Here is a 19,336-nt window from a genome sequence, read left to right as displayed (position 1 = left end):
ACCAGACCCTCATAGGTCACAGTGTCAGTAACAACCGCACCATTAACAACACGAACCGAACCCTCAGCAAACTTAGCCTCCGTCTTAATAGACGGCGTCAAAGCCTTCTTAGAGGTAACAGTCTGAGCCTGATCCTCAAGATTCTTGTGCTCCGCAATCTTATTCGGAGTCTCAGCATCCGGAGTCTCATCACCATCAGCATTAACCTCAACAGAGGTCAACTCCTCAAACGCAACAGCAGCATCAACCGGCTTCTCAGCATTCTTAACAGTGATATCAACCGTGGTGGAACCACTACCACTCTCAGCAGCAGTGAACTCAGCCTCACCAGTACCCAGCTCAGTCTCGCCATCCTTGGACATCAACGTCGCATCCAAGTGGTACTTCTTACCAGGCACCAGACCCTCATACCAGACCCTCATAGGTCACAGTGTCAGTAACAACCGCACCATTAACAACACGAACCGAACCCTCAGCAAACTTAGCCTCCGTCTTAATAGACGGCGTCTTTTTATGGCCAGAGTCAGACGGCGAGTTTGTATCAATAATTACCTGATCTTGACCCGAATGTGAAACGAATTTGCCAGTCAGATTTGATGAATCTTTCACCTCATCCTGCCCGACGTTCGATTCTCCGGTCAAATAGGTGTAGATAGCCTTAATATTTTGCACTCTCTTGCTATTTTTATCAAACGTACCAGAGAAATCAATCCCGTCAGAAAAGTGCCAAATAGCAAGCTGTGTACCTATAATGGCCTGATCTTGATCTACCCGATTAAGCGAAAGCTTGCTTTCAAGATCTTTGATTCCAATATACGGATAACCATGATGAGCGATCCAGTTAATCTTCCGGAATGCTTCTTGACCGCCCGGCATGGACTCTTTACGCGACCCCTGTTGCTGTTCTGCAGCTTTTAGGTAACCGTCCCAGTCGTGAACAACCCCGGGCCCCTCACCCTCAGCTACATGCTCAGGATCAACACAATATCCAGCCAATCCTTCAAATTTTGCGGAGTCATTGTCTGGTGCATACCAAAACAGACGGGGCAGGAATGTTCCAGTAGACTCTGGATCCTTCCATGTCAATCCGTAGCCTGGGCCAGGAAGTGTTGTAACTTCATCCCCCACACTGACAGCTTTAGCTACTGGAGCCACTCCAAATGCAACTGCAATTGCAACAAAAAGCGCCAAAATCGGTCGAAATAGTCTACTTCGACCGAGCTGCGCACCTTCCATACTTATACTCATTTAAGCATCATCCAATCCTCATTTCCATGATTCCAGTGTCCGGATTTTACTTTCTTAAGGGTTGAGTATAGGACATTTAGGTCACGATGCAAGTTTTCACAGGATGTTTTAATGCTAGATGATTATTTGTTTCACGATCCGGCTAAATAAAATCACAGTAACATTCCATTTTTTGAATATAACGGTAGACTTATGTTTTAGTCGGTGTATCCTTTCTGTACCTGGAATAGTGCCGCATTAGGGGCGGGACCTACTCTCGGAAAGTAGGCACGTCGGGGGATACACCGCTCCAGTCCATGTAGCTAGAGTTTCGACCACAAGAACATCTGGAACCAAAGGATTACACCAGGAGATCCGTCGGCGAATGTTGGAGCACGTGCGCTATCGATAGACTTCTTGGCGGTAGGCGATCGGACCGTCAGATTTCTCACCCATTCCTACTCACTTGAGGATCACGTTAAACGTTCCGGCCTGTGCGTTATTAGCCCGGGTTTCTACCGCTTCCATGGGGTAGGGCTCACTCAGCGACTCACAATGCTCTCTAAAGAGCTTGTGAAGTGCACACGCTCTCGTGATCCGAGTGGAAGATCGTACCGTTTAGGCCTCCAGACAGTGTGTGCGTGAAATAAAGCATTGATGGCCAATGAGAAGCGTATTTGACCTTCTTTTGCATAATCTGCAAGTCTGTCCGAGTAGGTACAAATGACCGTATCTAAATACATTTTCTTACCCCCTTGCTGAGCAAGCAAATACCCCAACATAGACCCAATTCGGCCTGTCAGCTGACAATTTGCGGCTTACTAAAACCAACTAGATCCGGTGGATCGGCATGCTTTTGGCGGTAAGTAAACGGCTGCGCTTTCCAGCCCCTTGCGTTTCATGATTCGTTCGACCTTGTTGTGGTTCGTCGGGGCACACGACGTGTCCCCTAAGAGGTTGCAGTGACGCGTTTAGCCCGTAACGACCGTGCTCATCATCGAAGCTGGTTGCAGTTTTTCATTCCGATAAGTGCAACCGAATACATCTTTGATCTATGTTTTCGCGGGTGCCGACCTGTCTGAAAAATGAAGATCGATTGAGTTTTAAAGTTTGGCGCTCCTGTTCAATCGCACACCTGGTTCGCTGGCCATAAACAAACTTAAAGTGGATCACGAAGAAATCTCATTGAAGTGCCCCGAGGTTTGTTCCTAGGCATTTTCTTATCTTCTCTTACATCTCGGGCCGGTTGATGACTCCAAAACTCTGATTCATTTTCCATTGGTGTGCGGTAGCCAAGGCTCTGATGAAGCCTTGTCTCGTTCCACCAATTCTCCCAGTCGAAGTTCGCAATCTCCACGTCGACGACATCACTCCCCGTGCGGGTATAGATGAGCTCGTTCTTGTAAGAACCATTGATACGCTTAGCTAGCGCATTGTCATAACAGTCACCTTTTGACCCAGTGAACGCTGCGATTCCATCGCTAGGCAAGACGTTCGTTATAGACAATACTCACTGACTGCGAGCCGTGGTCAGAATGGTGAACCAACTGTGGAAGTTTCCTTGGGCATTTCACAATCGCCTGGTTGAGCGCCTGTAGCGGCAGCACTTGAAGTATGCATCAAATCAGACAGTGCCCAACCGACGATCCTCCGGGAGACCACATCGGTGGCAAAAGCGGTATACACGGATCCCTTCCGCGTGCAAACGTAGACAATTTTTGCTACCTCAGCCGGTCAGGCCCAGCGGCTTTGAACTCTCGACCAACTAGATCTGGGCGTAGGCCCAGCCCCGTGGGTCTATGGGTCGTTGGTGGGTACACCATCTTTACCTCCTCTAGACAGGCCGGCCATACACATCAACCGGGCAGTCTGCTCTCGGCCGATAGCGATGCCTCCACGTCGAAGAGTGTGCCACATTTTCCGCATGTACACGGCGAACATGTGCCACGAGGGCTTCCGTCGCAAAGAGCCTGTGCACTTTAGCCCCGGGCTTTGGACTGCCGGTAACCTCGCGGGGTAACCAGGTTGCCTCCACGATTATCCTTCAACGTCGTGCACATGAACTCGATTGTGAAACGATTCTAATATTCATCGATGATCTGGATCATTTCCGACGTTTTGAGCCAGGTTCTGACGCGAAAAAGCCGCGGCAGCTTTCAACAACTCATTGGTCTCCCTCAGCTCTTGGTTTTCACGACGCAGCTTGGCTACCGCTGCAACAAGATATGCAGGCAAAGGATCAGTAGTGCGCCCTTTGCGACGAGCCGCCTGCGCCCATCGCCGAACAGTATGCCACGAGACACCCAGGTTGGGTGTCACGACCTTGCACGCTTCCTGTATGGACTTGTTCTTAGCCAAGATGCAGTCTTCCACAAGGCGGACCGCTCGATCCTTTGCATCCTGTTCAAGTTTCTTTGGCATTCTTCAGAATTTCCCATCTACTCAGACGGAACAAAACCTGGGGCACTTCTGAGACAAAGTACAAACGCATTATCAGTGTCTTCACAGATGGCGGCTATGTCGCTTTTAAACTCTTCCGAAGAGAGTTTAAAAGACATAAGTAATAGCTAGCTTTCTCCGGTTAGGAGCCGAGGCTAACCTATGTCCATCAGACAGGGATCGGCCCCCGCGACGCAGTGGAAACACTACGAGGCGGGGCTCATTCGACGATTGAAAGCGGACTTGCTTTACTGATCTTCCATCACATCGTGGCGCACGATGGTCTGGTCGCGGCCAGGACCGACGCCGATGTAGGAAATGCGGCAGCCGGAGAGCTCTTCTAGGCGCAGGACGTAGTCTTGGGCCTTCTGCGGTAGCTCCTCAAAGGTGGAGCACTCGGTAATGTCCTCATCCCAGGCCGGCATGGTCTCGAAAATGGGCTCGGCGTGGTGGAACTCGGACTGGGTAAGCGGCAGTTCGTCGTAGCGCTTGCCGTCGACGTCGTAGGCCACGCAGATCGGAATCTCGCCGATTCCCGTGAGAACGTCCAGCTTAGTCAGGAAGTAATCGGTAAAGCCGTTCACACGGGTGGCGTAGCGCGCAATGACGGAGTCGTACCAACCACAACGGCGCTTGCGGCCGGTGTTCACGCCAATCTCGCCGCCGGTGGTCTGCAGGTACTCGCCCCACTTATCAAAGAGCTCGGTGGGGAACGGGCCAGCACCCACGCGGGTGGTGTAGGCCTTGATGATGCCCAGGGAGGTCTTGATGCGGGTTGGACCAATGCCGGAGCCCACGGAAGCACCACCGGCGGTCGGGTTTGACGAGGTCACGAACGGGTAAGTGCCATGGTCCACATCCAACATGGTGGCCTGGCCGCCCTCCATGAGCACGTGCTTGCCAGCTTCGAGGGCTTTGTTGAGCTCCAGCTCAGCGTCGATAACCATCGGACGCAGGCGATCGCGGTAGCTCAGGAAGTACTCCACAATCTGGTCTGCCTCGATGGCCTTGCGGTTGTACATCTTCACCAGCATCTGGTTCTTGATATCCAGCGCGGATTCCACTTTCTGGCGCAGGATGGACTCATCAAAGATGTCCTGCACGCGGATGCCAATGCGCGCAACCTTGTCGGCGTAGGTCGGGCCAATGCCGCGGCCGGTGGTGCCGATAGCGCGCTTGCCCAGGAAGCGTTCCTGCACGCGGTCCAGGGTCTGGTGGTACGGCGCCACTAGGTGCGCATTGGCGGAAATCTTCAGACGCGAGGCGTTCGCGCCGCGGGCCTCAAGGCCATCAATTTCATCAAAGAGCGCCTCAAGGTTGATCACTACGCCATTGCCCAGCACCGGGGTAGCGTTCTCAGACAAGATGCCGGCTGGCAGGAGCTTCAGCTCATATTTATCGCCGCCTACCACGACGGTGTGGCCGGCATTATTGCCGCCGTTCGGCTTGACCACGTAGTCAACCTTGCCGCCGAGGATGTCGGTCGCTTTGCCCTTGCCTTCGTCGCCCCATTGGGCGCCGACAATGACGATCGCTGCCATTGTTTAGTCACTTCCTCATTATTGAAGCCAAAATACTCTCCAACCTTACACTTTCCCGGCCCAAAAAGCGCGCGTAGCATGGTGCGCATGCGTTTTTTGTTCCTCCGCTGCGGTGCTCCGGACATCCCCATGCCCGCTGAGGCCCATAATCTCTCGGCCGTTCCTACCCGCAAAGAGCTCGCGCTTATCGACGCCTTCTTATCCCCCCTCCTTCCCACCGACCCCACCCCCTCCCTCGACGACATCGCCGCCCAGCCCGACGTCCGCCACCTCGGTGCGCCAGAGCCAGCCCCTCAGGCCTCGCACCTAGCAGAGCCCGCCCGCATCGTCGTCGCTGGCTCCGATGCCGCGCTTTCGGCCGTGCTCACTCGCCTCATGCGCTCTGATCGCCTCTGGGCCGAAGTCGCCTTCATCCCCGTCCCCTCGGCCGCAGCATCCGCCTCCACCCCGTCCGCGGCCGCGCAGAACTGGGGCCTTCCCACCGCCCCGGCCGAAGCCCTCGATTTCGCCCGCACCGCTCCGGTCCGCCCAGCTCCGCTCATCCGCAACGATTCTGGCCTCGCAGTCGCTGGCTCTGCCACCATCTCGGATTCCGCAAACGGCGCTTTCACCGGCGAAATCATCATCGATGACCACACGCTCGCCGCCTCCTCCCCCAAGACCTTCGGCGCACGCCTAGTCCCGATGACCGATGCCCCCGGCATCCTCGCCGCCCGCGCCACCTCCCCCGTCGAATCCCAGGGCCGCCTCCGCTCGCTCCTGCGCAAGCCCGGCCAACTCGACCCCGAATCCGTGCGCACCGGCCGCGCCGTCCAGGCCGGCGGCCCACAGCTGCGCGTCATCGTCGATTCGGTCCCTCACAAGCGGCCGGTGACCCGCGTGACCTTCTACCGCCACCTGCGCGACCTTCAGATCGTCCGCCCTTAGCCCCCGCGACGTCACTCATTGCGCACGACGTCTTTATCTACGCGCGAGGACGCTAGTCCTCGCGCCCCCACACCTCCGGCGGGTAGGCCGGGTGCTGCGAGGTCGGCACCAGGTGCGCCACGGCCGACTCACGCGACAGCCCACACACCATCAGCATGTCTACGACGAGGGAGCGCGTCTGGCCCAGAATCATATAGGCCGATAACGTGCCGTCCTTGTCGATGATGTCCAGCCCGGCGCGCCCGCCCACGATGCGCAGGCGCTGCACAAGGTCCGGAATTTCAATCGCCTCATCGTGGCCGTGCTTTTTGCCCCGTCCGTAGAGCTCACTTACAGCGAGCATGATTTCAGAAAGCTCATCGAGCAATTCCACCTGCTCGTCCGAAACCTTGTCGCGGTCCTCCGTCAGGCCCAGCGCCTGGCGAGAGAGCACGCGCACACCGCGGACCGCGTTATCCACCGGCATGAGGATGCGCTCCAGCGATCGAATGCTGCGCCGCGATGCCCACAACAGGGGCGAGACCTCCGAGGCCTCCCTGCCCGATTGCGCCGCGCTCAGCAGGGTATTCACGCTGTCTTGCGTACCGCGCACCGCCTCACGCGCGTCGCGGATGACGGCGGGGTCTTGCTGGCGGATGCCATAGGTGACGTCGGCAAGAATGCTCGAGGCAATCTTTAACACCTTCGAGACCTCGCGCCGCGCCTCCACCAACGGGGAATTGGGAATCAGCGCAATGGTTATCAAGCCAATGCCCGAGCCAATCATCGCGTCGATCGCGCGGTGCAGGCCACCCGGCCCCTCCGTGGGTGGGAAAATCGTCGCAATCAAAATCGCGCCAAAGACAATCTGGTTGGTCACCAGCGGCGACTTGGTCAAAAACGAGCCCACCACCAGGCCCGCGCCCACAATGAAGAAAATCTGAAACGGCCCCTGCCCCACAATCTGGAAGAGTAGGTCGCCCACGGCCACGCCAATGATGCCGCCAATCGACATCTCCAGTGCCTTTTTCATCCTGTCCCCACCAGACATCCCCAGAATGATGACCGCAGAAATCGGCGCAAAGAACGGCTGGGGGTGCCCCACCACATCGCCGGCCACCCAGTACGCGAGCGCCGCACCAATGGTCGCCTGGACGATGTAGACAAACCGCGCGCGGATGCGGTTTACCCGCGAGAGCACCGAGCGGTCAATCACCCGCAGCTTTTCCCGCGTTGAGACTCTTTCCTTCGCTTCCGACATGACTTCCAGCATAGAAGACCGCCCCTACCATCGCCGCCGTCCCCGCGCATCTCGGCCGTCGGCTGGCCTGTGGATAGCTCTTGCCGACGCCCCCTTTTCCCCACCTATCCACAATTTCGCCCTTCCCGGCCGCGCACCGCTTGTTCGGTCCTCGCGTGCCCTTTAGCTTCGGCCGTGTGAACACCGAATTTCTCTTGCTATGCCGCCGCGGCGTCGACCTCGTCGCCGAATTTCAGGGCTGCTCCGAAGACTCACTCCTCAAGGCCGGAGCCAGCCCCCTTTTGGCTACCCAGCTCGCCCGTCTGCAACACGTCTACTTCGGCCGCACATCCAATAGCCGCAAGCAGCGCCTCGCGCGCGACGCCGCCCGAACCCGCGCTCACGACCTCGCCACGCTCGATAGCATCGAGTCCTATACCCGCCGCGTGCGAGATACCAACCGCGCCTGGGACCTGCGCTTAGAGCTCTGCCGCACCGAGGCCCGCCTCATCCCTTCTGTGGCCAAGAAGCTCCTCAAACAGCTCAATCCGCCCCGCCGCCCTGAGCCCGGCGTGCGCTATACCCGCCGCCCCGACGGACCCCACACCATCTCCATTACGGCTGATCCCACCGATATCGCCGATATCAAGGGCGTGCTCTCCTCCGTCAATAAAGACGATCCCCTCGCCGCCGCCAAGAAGGTCCTCCTCGAGGGCAACCCCGGCGCGCTGCCGGCCGTGCACACCAACGTCATCCTCACCCTAGACCAGCTCGACCGCATCGTCGCCGCGCCTTCCGATGCCACCGATATCACCCTCCAGCTCACCAACGGCGCCCGCATGACCGGCGCACAGTTGGTTGCCCGCGCTCTCGCCCAGCGCGGCTACGTCAGTCTTGTTCACCCCGAACACGGCCCGGTAAACCTGTATCGCACCGAGCGCATGGCCACATGGAAACAGCGCATGCTCGCCTCGGCCGAGCATCCCGTGTGCGCCTGGCCGGGGTGCAATACGCCTGCCGACGACGCCCAAGTCCACCACCTCACCGCGTGGTCCGCCGGCGGGCCCACCAACCAAGAAAATCTGGTCACCTTGTGCGCGCACCACAACGCCGTCAACCAAGATGACCCCTCGCGGCCCACAGAACGCGGCCGTATGGTGCGCGTAAATGGCCGCATCGCTTGGGTACCGCCGTGGAGCAATACCCCACGCTTCGTCCCCAGCCCCGCTAGGCCGCCAAGCCCCAACCACAACCTTTAACTGCGCCGGCAGATCACCAAGCCCCGGCCTAAAATCGCCCCGGCCGAGAGAACGAAAAAGCCGCCTCCCACGCGGGGGAAGCGGCTCATTCGGCATGCCTATGTACGAGGCTGCCTCAACTTAGAGCACGGTGGCCAAGTTACTTGGAGAGGGACTTGCCCACAGAGTGCAGGTCCTGGCAGGACTCGATGACGCGCTCGGACATGCCCTGCTCTGCCTTCTTCAGGTAGGAGCGTGGATCGTAGACCTTCTTGTTGCCAACCTCGCCGTCGATCTTGAATACGCCATCGTAGTTCTCCATCATGTGGCGAGCGATCGGGTTGGTGAAGGCGTACTGGGTATCGGTGTCCACGTTCATCTTGATGACGCCGTAGCGAAGTGCCTCTTCAATTTTTTCCTTCTCGGAGCCGGAGCCTCCGTGGAAGACGAAGTCGAATGCGTACTCGTCCTCACCCAGGCCGAGCTTCTTCTGTGCCACCTTCTGGCCCTCGAGCAGGACCTCTGGGCGCAGCTTCACGTTGCCTGGCTTGTAGACGCCGTGAACGTTGCCGAAAGTAGCGGCCAGCATGTAGCGGCCTTTCTCGCCGGTGCCTAGGGCATCGATGGTCTTCTCAAAGTCCTCCGGGGAGGTGTAGAGATTAGCGCCTGCCTTTGCCTGAACGCCGTCTTCTTCGCCGCCGACGACGCCGATTTCGGCCTCGAGGATGACGTGCGCGTTCTTAGCCTTTTCCAGCAGCTCCTGGGCGATGACCAGGTTCTCGTCGATGGGGATAGCGGAGCCGTCCCACATGTGGGATTGGAACAGCGGGTTCTCACCGCGGTCCACGCGCTCCTGGGAGATAGCCAGCAGCGGACGGACGTACTCATCGAGCACTTCCTTCTGGCAGTGGTCGGTGTGCAGCGCGATATTGACGCCGTAGTGCTTGGCGGCCTCGTGAGCGAATGCGGCCAATGCCTGAGCACCCTTGACCTTGTCCTTCAGTGCCAGACCGGAACCGAAAGCGGCACCACCGGTGGAGAACTGGATGATACCGTCGGACTCGGCCTCAGCAAAGCCCTTCAGAGCTGCGTTAATGGTCTCAGAAGAGGTGCAGTTGATAGCTGGGAACGCGAAGCCATTCTTCTTCGCGGTATCCAGCATCTCGTTATAGACCTCAGGGGTTGCAATTGGCATGAGTTTCCATCCTTAAAAAGTGGGTTTGTGGTCAAACACGTTCCAGCACCCAAGTATGCCCGTTTCCCGGAAATTCTGCCGCAAAAACCGTGTGACATTTTCAACCCGGTCACTTCCGGGACCAATCCACTCCGACAAGCGTGGGCTATTTAGCCAAATATCGCGCCACGCGGGCGCAGGCCTCCATCAGCATCCAGCCGGAAAGCTGCACCGACAAATCGCGCTCGTCTACGCGAATGATGCCTACCTTCTCGCTCATGGTGCGCCGGCCGAAGCCGTAGTTATGCGGCAGGCGCGCATCGGACAACCAGTCAGAGCCGAAGATCGGCAGACCATCAACCTCTAAGCGGTGCTCCCACACCGACTCGGCCGAGGCCATCACCATGCGCGCGGCTAGCTTCTTCGTCGCGCGGTTGGCGGGGGAATCGCCGGGCAGGCGCACAGCGACGTCGGCAAGATAGCGCATCAAAATTCCCTTAAACAGGCCACCGTCGCCATCGCCGGTCTCCCAGTCCACCACGCCCGAAGGCGTAGCCATTCCCGAAGCCACGGTCTGCACCAAGCCCCGGATGCGGATGATGTAATCCATCATCTCGGAAGCCATCTCCGCCTCCTGCACGCTGTCGATCTGTTCCAAATCGCCCACGCCGGCCTTTTCCCGCAGCGCCAGCACGATTTCCAGGCACGCGCCGAGCACTACGCCCTGGCAGTAGGGGTGGATGTTTTTTACCACCTCAGGGCCGTCCATGCGCATGCGAACGCCGTCCATGATGTAGCCGTCGTCGTCCAGCAGGTGGTCATAGATCCAGTCAACGATGTGGCGTGCTTCCTCAATGCGCCCCATGCGCGCGAGCATGATGGCGCCCGGGCCGTTGGAGGGCACGTTCATGAAATTCTCGCCCAGGCGCCACGGCAGCACGCCAAGCGATTCATCGAGGCCTTCGTGGATATTGCGCTGCAGAGCCGCGAGCCGCTTCGGTGTCTTTGCCTTCTTCAGGCCCTCCACGCGGCCGAAAGCCAGGGCGAGCCAGGCTTTGTCATCGTAGTACTTATTCTTGGTCAGCTGCGCGAGGTTGCGGATGCGAATGCCGCGCAAGGTGTCATAGATGCGGTGGCGGCGCACCTTGGTGTTATTGCGCAGCGCCGCATCGACGAGGCAGTCCAGGTAGTGGGCCTGCCACCAGTAGTGCCAGTGGACAAAGAGCTTTTCCTTCGTGGTGGGCGGCCAGCTGACCACGGCAAGATTGGTGCGCGGCAGGCCCCATACGGAGTGCGCGTGGCGCTCATTGATGGCGGCCTCTGCGAGTTCGGCGCGGTGGGCCCACTTTTCTTCCACGGTTCCTCAATCACTCCAGTCGCACGGGTAGATATAGCTAGTGTAACGATCTTCCTACCAGGAATTGTCCAGATCGGCGTGCTGACGGATCCAGGCGTGCATGGCGATGCCGGCCGCGACACCCGCGTTGATGGAGCGGGTGGAGCCAAATTGGGCGATGGAGCAGGTCATCACCGCGGCATCCTGGGCCGCTTGCGTCACGCCGGGGCCTTCCTGGCCGAAGAGCAGCAGGCTGCGCTCCGGCAGCTCGGCCGTTTCCAGGGGCACGCAACCGGGGGTGTTGTCGATGGCAACGACGGTAAGGCCCTCCTCGGCCGCCCAAGCAATAAGCTTCTCGACGCTCTCGTGGTGCATCAAGTGCTGGTACCTATCTGTGACCATTGCCCCGCGGCGATTCCACCGCCGGCGGCCGACGATGTGCACGGTATCGACGGCGAAGGCGTTGGCGGTGCGCACGACGGTGCCGATATTGGCGTCATTTTCAAAGTTCTCGATGGCGATGTGCAGGCTATGCCGGCGCTTATCGATGTCCTCTTTGATCGCTTCCCTACTCCAGTAGCGGTAGGCGTCGACGACGTTGCGACGGTCGCCTTCGGCAAGCAGCTCTGGATCGTATTTCGCGGCCTCCGGCCCTTGCGGCAGCGGACCTTCCCAGGGGCCTACGCCATGGCGGCCCTCGTTCCACTCGGTCGGGCCCTTGGCCTGGTCGGCCGCGCCATCTGCGTTAGGCGAGGTCAAGGTCGCCCAGGCCCAGCAGGGAGCGGTACTCGAGGCCTTCTGCGGCGATGACGTCGCCGGCCCCGGTCTCGCGGTCCACAACGGTCGCCACGCCCACGACCTCGGCGCCGGCCTCGCGCAGCGCGGCCACGGCGGTCAGCGGGGAGTTACCGGTAGTGGTGGTGTCTTCTACGACAAGAACCTTCTTGCCTTCTACGTCCGCGCCCTCGATGCGACGCTGCATGCCGTGCTTCTTGGCTTCTTTGCGCACGACGAAGGCGTCGATATCGCGGCCCTCGGCATGCATGATGGAGGTAGCAACCGGGTCGGCGCCGAGAGTCAGGCCACCGACGGCCGCGAAATCCCAATCTGCGGTCAACTCGCGCAGCAGGGCGCCGATAAGGCGGGAAGCTTCGTGATGCAAGGTAGCGCGGCGGAGATCCACGTAGTAGTCAGCTTCCTTACCTGAGGACAGGGTCACCTTGCCGTGGACGACGGCCAGTTCCTTAATCAGTTCGGCGAGGCGGGCCTTCTTCTCGGCGTCCAAGTTCTGGGCGTGCGCGTTCTGGGCGTTGGTGGTGTGAGAATCCACAGTCATCTGCTCCTTGTTGTGGTTCGGGGACGGCGGCCGGCCGCCGGTATCGGACTCTAGGCTACTCTCCCCGGCGCGGGTCCGATTCCTCGGCCGCGGACTCGCTCGCCGGGTTGGGGTCGGCCTGGTTGCGATCGGCCGCGGACTCGCTTGCCGGGGTGGTGTCGACTGGGTTGGGGTCGGCCGCGCGGGGACCGTCGATGGTGGAGTCGGCGGAGGGGCTGTCGAAGATGGAGGCGGCACGGAACTGCTGGCGCGGCAGGCGGGCGGTGTGGGAATCGGGGGTGGGGCGCTCGCGGCCGTCGGCAATGGCGTCTACTTCGTCGCCGCCGAGGGCGCTGTGCTCAACCGGGCCACGGGTTTCAGAGTAGGCCCGAGACGGCATCTGCAGCGGTTCTTCCGGCCGTTGGATGACGGGTCGCTCGAATTCGGGCGCGCCGGCCGCCGGCGCGCCGCCGACGGCCTCGACGATGGGCTGGGCGGGAATCTCGCGGGCTGGGTCCAATTCCTCGAGGCGCACCACATGGGTGGCCGAGGAACGCGGGGGGAGGACGCGGGCGGCGTCGGCAAGCAGGGCGAGAGGTGGAAGCATCGCGTCCCATTCCGCAGAGCGCGCCTGCTTCGTGGTCTGCGCCAGGACCCACTCCGTTTCCAGCCATAGTGCGGTGACGGCCTCGGGCATTTGCTGCAGGGCGACGTGGACGCGCTCATCCACCATGCGCTCGGTCACGGCACTATCCGAGGAATACACATCGAATCCCTCGATGGCCATGGCCAAAAGCAGGTCCTCGGAAGCCTTCGCGTCGTCGCGGTCGAAGCGGCGAAAGTCCACCACCATGTCGGAGGCCGCACCGGTGCGCATAGCCATGACGTTGACGCCATCGATGTCCATCAACAGCATCTCGTGGCCGTACACGTTGCCCGCGACAATGTCTTTGGGAGCCGCGCCCGTGGAGGCCACTCCCCTGGTCCATTCGTCAACGAGGTAAGGGTCGGCCTTCATGAATTCAAATCCCTTGGCTTCCGCCCAATTGCGGCGCTCGCGGCGCATGGTTCCTGGCAGGATCGGCCGGTGGCGTGCGTGTGGCTTGGAAGGCGCGGGGTGCTCGCTTGTGGTCTCGGGGGTCGACTGGTGCTCCGGTTCGGGGGCTGGTTCGCCATCGGGTTCCGGTTCGGGTTCGTCGGTTGGCTCAGGTTCTCGCTGGGGCGGGGTCTCGGGCGCAGGCTCGGGCGCGGATTCCGGTGCGGGAGCTGACGCAGCTGCTTCGGTGGCTGGGGTGGCCGGGTCAGCGGCAGGGGCGCGCTCGGGGGCGACGCTCGAGGCCGAATCGGCAGGCTCGGCCGAGGCAGCGTTTTCGGGTGCGGCGTCGGAGGATGCAGAGTCCGTCGGAGTGGCGCCTGCGGGGGCGGGATCCGCGGAGCTGGGATCCTCGGCGCTGGGATCCGCGTCGGCGGAGGGTGTAGGGGTGGAGGTGCGCTGTTTGCCGTCGTAAAGCAGCAGGGCACCGCCAGCAATGCCGAGAAGAACCGCGAGAGCAAGGATTAGAAAAGCCATCATCCCACGATAGTAGTAGGAAGGAGCAAGCCCTCAGCGCTCGGCGCGCGGACGCGGGAGGCTGAGGGCGAAGGCGAGGGGCGGGCTGGGGCGATTAGCCGTTGACGGTGAAGCGGTCGCCGCGCTCGACGGGGTTGTGGGGGTTGGCGGACCACTGGGACCAGCCGCCGACATAGTGGCGCAGGCCAGTGAAGCCGGCGTCTTCCATGGCGGCAAGGGCGAGGGCGGAGTGGTTGCCGGAACCGGAGTAGATGATGGCGCCTTGGACGTTGTCGGGGGTGAGGCCGGCGTCGAAAAGCACTTCGCGGATTTCGCCCGCGGACTTCCAAGTGCGCAGGCCATCGTTGTGGAACAGGCGCTCCGGCACATTGACGGCGCCGGGGATGTGGCCGGCCTTGAGGTCGAGGTTCTCGCGGCGGCCGGCGAAGCGGTTGCGGGTGCGGGTATCGATGAGCAGGCCATCGTGATTGCGCACGTCATCGATGGTGGCCACGGGCATCTGACCCGGGTTGACCTCGGCGGTGGCACCGACGGCGAAGTTGCCAGGGCCGGTCAGCGTGGTATAGCCCAGGTGGCGCCAATTGGCCAAGCCGCCGTCGAGGATGCGGACGTTGTCTAGACCAGCCCAGCGCAGGGTCCACCACGCGCGGCCAGCGAAAAGGCCACGGCCCTCGTCATAGACCACGACGGGACGGTCCTCACGGATTCCCCACTGGCGGAAGTGCTCCTGCAACTTATCCGGATCCGGCAGCGGGTTGCGGCCTACTTGGGAGCCGGGCAAGCCGGCGAAGGAATTGGCGGTATCGCTAAACAGTGCCGTCGGGATGTGCAGGGAGGTAAATTCGTTGTAGCTCTGGCGCAGCTGCGGCTGCCAGTGGGTGGCTAAGAGGGTGAAACGCTCGCCGTGATAAATAGATTCGCGGAGTTCTTGCGGGGAGACCAAAATGCTCATGCCCCCGAGTCTAAGGGCATGAGCAGGATTTGGCGCGGCGGGCGCTGCGCGGCCGACTAGCGGGCGGCGATGTCTAGCTCGGCGCCGCCATCGGCGACGTCCACGTGGACGGTGTCGCCGTCGACAATATCGCCGGCCAGCAGCTTCTTAGCGAGCTTGTCACCAATGGCCTGCTGGATGGTGCGGCGCAACGGGCGGGCGCCATAGGCCGGGTCGTAGCCGCGCTCGGCCAGCCAGGACTTGGCGGAATCCGAAACCTGCAGGGTCAGGCGGCGGGCGTCGAGGCGATCGGACAGGCCGCGCAGTTGGATGTCAACGATGCCACGCAGAAGTTCCTCAGAAAGGGGCTCGAACATGACCACATCATCGAGGCGGTTGATGAATTCGGGCTTGAAGGCCTTCTTCACCGCATCCATGGTCTCCTCGCGGGTGCCGCCGGCGCCCAGGTTGGAGGTCAGGATGATGACGGTATTGCGGAAGTCGACGGTGCGTCCTTGACCGTCGGTAAGCCGGCCTTCATCCAGAACCTGCAGGAGGACGTCAAAGACGTCGGGGTGGGCCTTTTCTACCTCGTCGAAAAGCACGAGCGTGTAGGGGCGTCGGCGCACGGCCTCGGTGAGCTGGCCGCCAGCCTCGTGCCCGACGTATCCCGGAGGGGCACCGACGAGGCGGGAAACAGAGTGCTTCTCGCCGTACTCCGACATATCGATGCGCACCATGGCAGATTCATCGTCGAAGAGGAAGTCTGCCAATGCCTTCGCCAGCTCGGTCTTGCCCACACCGGTGGGGCCGAGGAAGAGGAAGGAACCAGTCGGGCGGTTGGGGTCGGCCACGCCCGCACGGGAGCGGCGCACTGCGTCCGATACGGCAGTGACGGCTTCCTTCTGGCCGACCACGCGGTTGCCCAGCACGGATTCCATGTTGAGCAGCTTCTCGGTCTCGCCCTGCAACATCTTGCCGGCCGGGATGCCGGTCCAGGCGGAAACGACCTCCGCGATGGTGTCCGGGCTTACCTCCTCATCGAGCATCGTATTGCGCTGTTCGGTGGCCTTGACCTCCGCGGCCGCGAGATCCTTTTCCAGCGGTGGAATCTTGCCGTAGTTGATCTCAGAGGCCAGTGCGAGGTCGCCGTCGCGCTCGGCGATTTCGGCTTGGCGGCGCAGGTCATCGAGTTCTTCCTTGATGTTTTGGACATCGTCGATGGCCTTCTTCTCGTTGGCCCAGCGGGCCTTGAGCTCGCCGAGCTTCTCGCGCTGGTCCGCGAGCTCCCCTTGCAGGGCGGCTAGGCGATCCTGGGAGGCGGCGTCAGATTCCTTCTTCAGCGCCAGCTCTTCGATCTCCATGCGACGAACGATGCGCTCAAGCTCGTCGATTTCCTGCGGGGAGGAGTCGATCTCCATGCGCAAGCGGGAGCCTGCCTCATCAACGAGGTCGATGGCCTTATCCGGCAGGAAGCGGTTGGTGATGTAGCGGTTGGAAAGCTCGGCGGCCGATACCAGCGCGGAGTCCATGATGCGCACGCCGTGATGCACCTCGTAGCGCTCCTTCAAGCCACGCAGGATGCCGATGGTGTCTTCCACGGAAGGTTCGGCGGCGTAGACCTGCTGGAAGCGACGCTCGAGGGCGGCGTCCTTTTCGATGTACTTGCGGTACTCGTCCAGGGTGGTGGCGCCAACGAGGCGTAGCTCGCCGCGGGCCAGCATGGGTTTAATCATGTTGCCGGCGTCCATGGAGCCGTCGCCAGTAGCGCCGGCGCCGACGATGGTGTGCAGCTCATCGATGAAGGTGATGATCTCGCCCTCGGAGGATTTAATCTCATCGAGCACGGCCTTAAGGCGCTCCTCGAATTCACCACGGTACTTAGCACCGGCGACCATGGATCCAAGATCCAGGCTGATGAGGGTCTTGCCCTTAAGGGACTCGGGGACGTCGCCAGCCACGATACGGCGGGCTAGGCCCTCCACGATGGCGGTCTTGCCCACGCCGGGCTCACCAATGAGCACTGGGTTATTCTTCGTACGGCGACTGAGCACCTGGACCACGCGGCGGATTTCCTGATCGCGGCCGATGACCGGGTCGATCTTGCCCTCGCGGGCGCGTGCGGTGAGGTCCGTGGCGTACTTTTCTAGGGCCTGGAACTGGTCCTCTGGGTTCTCAGAGGTCACCTTGGCGGCACCGCGCACGGAGGGGAAGGCGCCCTTGATGGCGTCATAAGTAGCACCACGGCCGGTAAGTAGCTCGGCGGCGTCGGTCTTAGAGCCGGCAATAGCGGCGAGAAGGACCTCGGTGGAGACGAATTCATCGCCCAGCTCCCCGGCCAGCTCCTGCGACTTGGTCAGGACGTTGAGGCCGTCGCGGTTAAATTGCGGGTTGGCCATATTGGCGCCCTCGGCCTTGGGATAAGAATCAACAAGCTCGCGGGCTTCCTTGAGCACGGTATCCGGGTCTACGCCGGTGGCCTTAAGAACTGGGGCGGCAATTCCGCCTTCTTGGCTAAGAATGGCTGCCAGCAGGTGGGCCGGGCGGATATCCGGATTGCCATTGGACGAGGCGGTTTGCAGGGCGTCCTGCAAAGCCTCTTGTGTTTTAGTGGTGGGGTTAAATGAGTTCATGTGTGCGTTGCTCCTTCTAAGTTTTATTCACCCACTGTAGGGCTTCACTTAGCACAACGCACCCAGAGTTGAGCCTATTCCACTCAACTTAAATATTTTTGAGCGTAATCCGCTCAACTTTATGCAGGGCTTTTAAACCTGCTTGTACTCCTCGTTTTCGTGGCCGAGAATCTGCAAGCTGTGGGCGGTAGCGAAGAAGGATACGGTCACTACCTGAATGAAAAGCGCCCACTTGAGATCTTCATTAAAGGTCTTGAAATCGCCGATACTGCACAGATGGGCAATGCCATTGGCGCCGGCCCATACAGCCAAGGTGCTGATATAAACTAGGTGGTCGGTGGGGGTAATTCCCATCTCGATGACAAACTTGCGGAGCAGGTCCATCATGATGGCAAAGTTCTTGGTCATACCCTCATGCGAGCTACCATCACCATTGTGCGGAACAATGGAACCGCTGGCCAGCGCAATAATGGAGCTGAAGCGCTCTGGGTACATCATCGCGTAGTTAAAGTAGGCGGCAGCAACAATCTGCAGGCGGTCTACGGTGGGGGTATCTTCTGGAAGCACGGCGAGACAGTCCTCGAAGTCCTTCGCCATCTCTGTGGTGGTGAGGGTTTCTGCAACCTCACGCAGCGCGAAGTCATTGTCCACGATGGTGGTCAGGAAGTCTTTGGAGGTACCAAGTTTTTCGGCCACGTGGTCAAAGAAGCGGCGGTCGACACCACGGCGACCAGCCACGCGCAGCGCGGCCTCAATAATGACCTTCTTGGCTTCCTCAGGATCCATCTGCTCGAGGTTATCCGGGACAACGAAGGGTTTTTCACGCTCGCTGCCCATGACTTTTTCTACGATGCCACGAGCATCGTTCATAATGGGGCGGCGTTGCGGAATCTGCTTATTCTTAAACCAATATTGCAGGGCATCAATCACGAGGCGATCCACCTGCTTCAAGTTAGCGGCGCGAATAACGGCATGCTGCAGGCGCAAGATGCCCACCACACTTAGATGGCCCATGCCATGGATGACAGCCCAACACGCCAAGGTGATGCGACCGATTTCTAGGGGCGAGATGTCTCCGTCCTGGGCAACGACGGCACCTTGCTCTTCAGCAAAGCGCTTGACGACGTCCAGCGCCATGTCCGCACCCGGAGTGCCCGACTTTTCTCCCTTGGCAAATTGGCAGACCCGCTCCTCATCCATGGCATCGTACCGCTCGAAGAGGTAGTGGTAGATACTAGGCTCGTCCTGTGCGTAGGCAAAGTAGGCCTCGGCCAACTGCATGAGGACATCGCCGCCGGAATTACCCTCCGGCAGGTGACGCGCCGCTTCCACCATGTATTCAGACATGCGGCAATCCAAAAAATCTGGGAGTGCCGCAAGCATGTCAGCACCGCTGGTAAATTCCGCGGAAACCGCCTCCGGCGAGAGGCCAGCCTAGTCCGCCACAGAGTCCACGGTAACAGCCTGCTCGCCTGCGGAGCCCGCTATATAAACAGCGGCTTCCAGGATAATCGCCCGACTGGAAGCCGCATCCAACTGGTACATCTAGTTCCTCATCATTCCTGAGATTGATACCCACTGATTCTAACAAATTTTAAGGTTTAGGGATGGCCCCAATCGATTACCCTTTTCAAGTATGTAGCCCCTCACCAATGTTGACGGTGGTGGCGGGGCCGATAGGCCATGGTCACGGCCGCAGCCACGTCCACCCGCCTTGCACCGATGGAACATTTTCTTAGTTTTTGCGCGCCCTATCTCATAGTTTTTTAAGGTAGCTGTGTGAGGG

16 protein-coding genes are annotated in these 19,336 nt (G+C 60.2%); 2 read left to right on the top strand and 14 right to left on the bottom strand.

The window, feature by feature from the left end; all coding sequences use genetic code 11:
- From BKN05_RS03225 to BKN05_RS03210, 5 genes are all read right to left on the bottom strand, one after another.
- A partial coding sequence (locus BKN05_RS03225) for a VaFE repeat-containing surface-anchored protein (protein ID WP_286687944.1) occupies window positions 1–422 on the bottom strand: 422 nt, incomplete at its 3' end.
- Window positions 406–1,236, bottom strand: coding sequence for a thioester domain-containing protein (locus tag BKN05_RS03220; protein ID WP_286687943.1), 831 nt, complete (start codon window positions 1,234–1,236; stop codon window positions 406–408). The genes BKN05_RS03220 and BKN05_RS03225, both read right to left, overlap by 17 nt.
- Window positions 1,237–2,386: 1,150 nt before the next feature.
- A complete protein-coding gene (locus tag BKN05_RS12615; RefSeq protein ID WP_225746371.1) occupies window positions 2,387–2,716 on the bottom strand; it encodes an integrase core domain-containing protein in 330 nt (109 codons plus the stop codon).
- Window positions 2,717–3,315: 599 nt separating this feature from the next.
- Complete coding sequence (locus BKN05_RS03215) at window positions 3,316–3,648, bottom strand: transposase (protein ID WP_225746370.1); 333 nt, start codon at window positions 3,646–3,648, stop codon at window positions 3,316–3,318.
- 266 nt (window positions 3,649–3,914) lie between these two features.
- Window positions 3,915–5,207, bottom strand: coding sequence for an adenylosuccinate synthase (locus BKN05_RS03210; RefSeq protein WP_225746369.1), 1,293 nt, complete (start codon window positions 5,205–5,207; stop codon window positions 3,915–3,917).
- Window positions 5,208–5,294: 87 nt separating this feature from the next.
- Between BKN05_RS03210 and BKN05_RS03205 the strand changes: the two genes are divergently transcribed.
- A complete protein-coding gene (locus tag BKN05_RS03205; protein WP_286687942.1) occupies window positions 5,295–6,134 on the top strand; it encodes a hypothetical protein in 840 nt (279 codons plus the stop codon).
- 52 nt (window positions 6,135–6,186) lie between these two features.
- Here BKN05_RS03205 and BKN05_RS03200 read toward each other — a convergent pair whose 3' ends face one another.
- The gene (locus BKN05_RS03200) at window positions 6,187–7,386 is read right to left on the bottom strand and encodes an FUSC family protein (RefSeq protein WP_286687941.1); all 1,200 of its coding nucleotides are present in this window, start codon (window positions 7,384–7,386) and stop codon (window positions 6,187–6,189) included.
- A 164-nt stretch (window positions 7,387–7,550) separates the two neighbouring features.
- On the opposite strand from BKN05_RS03200, the gene BKN05_RS03195 reads away from it, so the two are divergent.
- Window positions 7,551–8,612: an HNH endonuclease signature motif containing protein gene (locus BKN05_RS03195; protein ID WP_286687940.1), complete on the top strand. Its 1,062-nt coding sequence runs from the start codon at window positions 7,551–7,553 to the stop codon at window positions 8,610–8,612.
- A gap of 139 nt (window positions 8,613–8,751) precedes the next feature.
- Here the strand turns inward: BKN05_RS03195 and fbaA are convergent, their stop codons facing one another.
- The 8 genes from fbaA to BKN05_RS03155 all read right to left on the bottom strand — a co-directional run bounded on the left by fbaA (window position 8,752) and on the right by BKN05_RS03155 (window position 18,897).
- A complete protein-coding gene (gene fbaA / locus BKN05_RS03190; RefSeq protein ID WP_049377132.1) occupies window positions 8,752–9,786 on the bottom strand; it encodes a class II fructose-bisphosphate aldolase in 1,035 nt (344 codons plus the stop codon).
- A 145-nt stretch (window positions 9,787–9,931) separates the two neighbouring features.
- Window positions 9,932–11,122, bottom strand: coding sequence for a glycoside hydrolase family 76 protein (locus tag BKN05_RS03185; protein ID WP_049377133.1), 1,191 nt, complete (start codon window positions 11,120–11,122; stop codon window positions 9,932–9,934).
- A gap of 54 nt (window positions 11,123–11,176) precedes the next feature.
- Window positions 11,177–11,860: a TrmH family RNA methyltransferase gene (locus BKN05_RS03180; protein WP_239279369.1), complete on the bottom strand. Its 684-nt coding sequence runs from the start codon at window positions 11,858–11,860 to the stop codon at window positions 11,177–11,179.
- Window positions 11,847–12,437 carry an orotate phosphoribosyltransferase gene (gene pyrE / locus BKN05_RS03175; protein ID WP_286687939.1) on the bottom strand — a complete coding sequence of 197 codons (591 nt, stop codon included), beginning with the start codon at window positions 12,435–12,437 and terminating at the stop codon, window positions 11,847–11,849. Before pyrE ends, BKN05_RS03180 begins: the two co-directional genes overlap by 14 nt.
- 55 nt (window positions 12,438–12,492) lie before the next feature.
- A complete protein-coding gene (locus BKN05_RS03170; protein ID WP_286687938.1) occupies window positions 12,493–13,989 on the bottom strand; it encodes a TtfA family protein in 1,497 nt (498 codons plus the stop codon).
- A 91-nt stretch (window positions 13,990–14,080) separates the two neighbouring features.
- A complete protein-coding gene (locus tag BKN05_RS03165; RefSeq protein WP_049379001.1) occupies window positions 14,081–14,938 on the bottom strand; it encodes a sulfurtransferase in 858 nt (285 codons plus the stop codon).
- Between the two features lie 56 nt (window positions 14,939–14,994).
- Entirely contained in the window at window positions 14,995–17,550 is a 2,556-nt protein-coding gene (gene clpB, locus BKN05_RS03160; protein ID WP_286687937.1) for an ATP-dependent chaperone ClpB, read from the bottom strand.
- 132 nt (window positions 17,551–17,682) lie between these two features.
- Entirely contained in the window at window positions 17,683–18,897 is a 1,215-nt protein-coding gene (locus BKN05_RS03155; protein WP_286687936.1) for a TetR-like C-terminal domain-containing protein, read from the bottom strand.
- Window positions 18,898–19,336 lie beyond the last annotated feature (439 nt).

The organism is Corynebacterium sp. S5S1 (assembly GCF_001913985.1).
GTDB lineage: Bacteria > Actinomycetota > Actinomycetes > Mycobacteriales > Mycobacteriaceae > Corynebacterium > Corynebacterium marquesiae.
This window is presented reverse-complemented; position numbering and strand designations above follow the sequence as displayed.

What these genes read in the sequence shown, in the direction of transcription:
- BKN05_RS03155 (WP_286687936.1), bottom strand. Translation starts at nt 18,897, where the DNA reads ATGTCTGAATACATGGTGGAAGCGGCGCGTCACCTGCCGGAGGGTAAT.
- fbaA (WP_049377132.1), bottom strand. Translation starts at nt 9,786, where the DNA reads ATGCCAATTGCAACCCCTGAGGTCTATAACGAGATGCTGGATACCGCG.
- BKN05_RS03200 (WP_286687941.1), bottom strand. Translation starts at nt 7,386, where the DNA reads ATGCTGGAAGTCATGTCGGAAGCGAAGGAAAGAGTCTCAACGCGGGAA.
- BKN05_RS03170 (WP_286687938.1), bottom strand. Translation starts at nt 13,989, where the DNA reads ATGATGGCTTTTCTAATCCTTGCTCTCGCGGTTCTTCTCGGCATTGCT.
- BKN05_RS03210 (WP_225746369.1), bottom strand. Translation starts at nt 5,207, where the DNA reads ATGGCAGCGATCGTCATTGTCGGCGCCCAATGGGGCGACGAAGGCAAG.
- BKN05_RS03215 (WP_225746370.1), bottom strand. Translation starts at nt 3,648, where the DNA reads ATGCCAAAGAAACTTGAACAGGATGCAAAGGATCGAGCGGTCCGCCTT.
- clpB (WP_286687937.1), bottom strand. Translation starts at nt 17,550, where the DNA reads ATGAACTCATTTAACCCCACCACTAAAACACAAGAGGCTTTGCAGGAC.
- pyrE (WP_286687939.1), bottom strand. Translation starts at nt 12,437, where the DNA reads ATGACTGTGGATTCTCACACCACCAACGCCCAGAACGCGCACGCCCAG.
- BKN05_RS03205 (WP_286687942.1), top strand. Translation starts at nt 5,295, where the DNA reads ATGCGTTTTTTGTTCCTCCGCTGCGGTGCTCCGGACATCCCCATGCCC.
- BKN05_RS03220 (WP_286687943.1), bottom strand. Translation starts at nt 1,236, where the DNA reads ATGGAAGGTGCGCAGCTCGGTCGAAGTAGACTATTTCGACCGATTTTG.
- BKN05_RS03165 (WP_049379001.1), bottom strand. Translation starts at nt 14,938, where the DNA reads ATGAGCATTTTGGTCTCCCCGCAAGAACTCCGCGAATCTATTTATCAC.